Source organism: uncultured Sphingomonas sp. (assembly GCF_936927845.1).
In the GTDB taxonomy this organism is placed as follows: domain Bacteria; phylum Pseudomonadota; class Alphaproteobacteria; order Sphingomonadales; family Sphingomonadaceae; genus Sphingomonas.
On sequence record NZ_CAKZHV010000024.1, the window covers coordinates 1 to 3,122 of the forward strand.

Consider the following 3,122-nt stretch of genomic DNA (forward strand, 5'->3'; position numbering starts at 1 on the left):
ACGGCGTAAGCCGAGGCGGGCCAGAGGCGTCGGAGGGCGCGGTCGGTCGAAGGAGGGTATGGCACAACAGTCGGCGAGACGGGGCCGGAAGAACCAGACTGAATCAGTGTGCTTCGAGCACGTTAATCTGATGTGGTTCCGGTCCGCGAACTCCCATACGGGCCAGCAGCTTGCCGCTGCATTACAGGCCGGACAGATGGCAGCATCCGACTACGTGTCAGAACTTCCAGATACCGCTTGCATCCGAAGGGGCGTCCACAGATGATTCAGGCTCCGCAAGGAGACCGGGATGAGTGATCTGTTTTGGCTGACGGACGAGCAGATGGAGCGGCTGCGGCCGTTCTTTCCCAAGAGCCACGGTAGGCTGAGGGTAGACGATCGGCGGGTGCTGAGTGGCATCGTATTCGTCAATCGCAATGGGCTGCGCTGGCGAGATGCACCCGGCGAGTACGGCCCGCACAAGACGCTCTACAATCGGTGGAAGCGTTGGGGCGAGGCCGGTGTGTTCACGCGAATGATGGAAGGTCTGGCTGCAGCTGGCGCCGAGCCGCAGACGGTCATGATCGACGCAACCTAGCCTGCGATCAGCACTCGACGACGTTCACGGCCAGGCCGCCCAAGCTCGTCTCCTTGTATTTCCGACCCATATCGCGCCCCGTCTGGCGCATCGTTTCTATTACGGCATCTAGGCTGACCACGTGGCTGCCATCACCGTTCAACGCCAAATAGGCAGCGTTAATCGCCTTGATGGCACCCATTGTATTGCGTTCGATGCAGGGAATCTGGACCAAGCCGCCGATCGGGTCGCAGGTGAGGCCCAGGTTGTGCTCCATCCCGATCTCGGCCGCGTTCTCGATCTGCTCCGGCGTGCCGCCAAGCGCGGCAACGAGACCGCCGGCGGCCATGGAGCAGGCGACGCCCACCTCGCCCTGGCAGCCCATCTCCGCCGCCGAGATCGATGCGCGCCGCTTGTAGAGGAAGCCGATAGCCGAGGCTGTGTACAGCATCTCCAGCGTTCCCGCACGCGTCGCCCCGTGGACGAACGTCTCATAGTAGCGGAGAACCGCCGGGATCACGCCGGCAGCGCCATTGGTCGGAGCGGTCACGACGCGCCCGCCGGCCGCGTTCTGCTCGTTCACGGCAAGCGCCCATAGGCTGACCCAGTCGAACACCGAGGAGGGATCGCTCCTGGGGCCGCGACCGAGGAGCGACCGGTGCAGCGCTGCGGCACGGCGACGGACATCCAGCCCGCCCGGCAAAATTCCCTCGGCACTGGTTCCCGCATCGATGCACGCAATCATCGCCGATCGCACTTCCAGCATGAAGCCGTCGCTTTCCGGCACCGCTCGCCAAGCGGTTTCGTTTGTGCGAACGACGTCGGCAATCGACATCCCGCGATCACGGCAGAGTTTCAGCAGCGCGGCACCGGAGCTGAAGGGCAGGGACTCGAGTACGTTGGCCGCGGTCGCACCCGCGTCCCCCTCCCTTTCGATCGCGCCGCCCCCAACAGAATAATACGTCTCCTCGAGTACCTCGCCACCGCTCATGGTTGCATAGAACCGCATCCCGTTCGCATGGGCGGGAAGGAAGGTTTTCGGCCGAAACACCAAGTCTCGATCCCTGTCGAACGGGAGCTCGCGCCTGCCAGCAAGCAAGATGGTGCGGCTATTGGCGATCGCGTCTAGGAGCAAATCCACGCCCGAGGGATCGACGGTCTCTGGCTCCTCGCCGCTGAGTCCGAGAAGTACCGCACTGTCCGTTGCATGGCCGCGCCCCGTGAGCGCCAAGGAGCCGAAGAGCTGGCAGCTCACGGACACCAGATCGGTCCGGTCAACAACCGACGCAGCGAACCTCGCCGCCGCCCGCATCGGGCCCACCGTGTGCGAGCTCGAGGGCCCAATTCCGATAGTGAACAGGTCGACAATGCTCATCGGGCGCACGTCTGGCGTCGCCGCGCATATCTCTTCAGGCATGCCTTCTCCTCGCCGGCCGCTCCGGCGTGATGCATGCCCCATCTGTCCCTTCGCCTGAGATCGTGACCCGTCGGCGGACGCTCCGGGCGCCTCTCTCCAGATTTTATCGGCCGGCAGGTCCTTCTGCCTGAGAGTTTCCGGGGCGGTTGCTCCTTCGGCGCCGGATTACCCCGGTCTCTCCCTGTCGGCGCGGAGCTTATTGAACATGGCTCCCGATCAGGCAAGCCATTTTAACCGGACCGGACCTTCGTTCGTCATGGCAGCAACGGCTTAGCGCAGTGCGATGCAGGGAAGCTCCTATGGTCACGCAAGTGCAAGCGACTGATGTGCCGCGATGCCCGCGACCACTCCGCCGGCAGTGGCGAGAGTTGCGTTGTGCATGGGCGCAGCGATGTCGCCGGCGGCGAATATCCCGGGGATGGATGTCCTGCCCCATGGGTCGACTTTCACGAAAGGACCGGTCGGACCGTCCACCATTTCACAGCCAAGCCGTTCAGCAAGATGTCCGGTCGGCCGGGTGCGCGGGGTTACGAATGCCGCGGCTAGTGAAACAATCCGGCCATTCGCCAGACGGACGGCCTCCAATGGACCGCGAGATCCGAGAAGCGCCACCACAGGCGTGCTCTCGACGGAAACCTTCCTGGCGTGGAGTCGGGCAAGCTCATCCGGTCCGGGAGCCTCCGCATCTTGGACGAATAGGGTCGTCGGACCCCAGTCCGCGACGAGCAGCGCCTGATGAACCGACATGGCACCTCCGGCGATGACGCCTAGCGGGCGGTCCCTGACCTCGTACCCATGGCAGTAGGGGTAATGAAGGACGGTGGTGCCCCACCGTTCTTTCAAGCCGAGAATATCCGGAAGCTCGTCGGTGACGCCGATCGCGATCACCAGCCGCCTCGCGTGCCGGCGCCCACCGTCCGAGGTCTCGATTGCGAGGCCCTCCGCGGACTGTATGGCTCCGGTTACCTCAGCTGAGACATAGGTCGCGCTCGGATATATCCGCGGCGTGTCGCAATCTACATGTGCGAGAAGCGCATCGTAGATGTCGATCGCGTTCGCTTCGACGCATTGGAGCGCTGGCCCTCGCCTGAGGTTAGGTGTTTGATCCCACGGTTTGATGGTGCGATCCTTTCGTTGGAATGGAAGGAA

General features: G+C 63.7%; 2 protein-coding genes, 1 pseudogene and 1 riboswitch. Of the genes and pseudogenes, 1 reads left to right on the forward strand and 2 read right to left on the reverse strand.

Going from position 1 to position 3,122, the window contains the following annotated elements:
• Positions 1-289: 289 nt before the first annotated feature.
• Positions 290-574: pseudogene (locus Q0579_RS03230) on the forward strand (transposase); the annotation flags it as partial.
• Between the two features lie 10 nt (positions 575-584).
• On the opposite strand, the gene Q0579_RS03235 reads toward Q0579_RS03230, so the two are convergent.
• Both Q0579_RS03235 and Q0579_RS03240 read right to left on the reverse strand, forming a co-directional pair.
• Entirely contained in the window at positions 585-1,973 is a 1,389-nt protein-coding gene (locus Q0579_RS03235; protein WP_298273154.1) for an L-serine ammonia-lyase, read from the reverse strand.
• A 105-nt stretch (positions 1,974-2,078) separates the two neighbouring features.
• Positions 2,079-2,166: riboswitch (glycine riboswitch) on the reverse strand.
• A gap of 110 nt (positions 2,167-2,276) precedes the next feature.
• A partial coding sequence (locus Q0579_RS03240; RefSeq protein WP_298809019.1) for an NAD(P)/FAD-dependent oxidoreductase occupies positions 2,277-3,122 on the reverse strand: 846 nt, incomplete at its 5' end.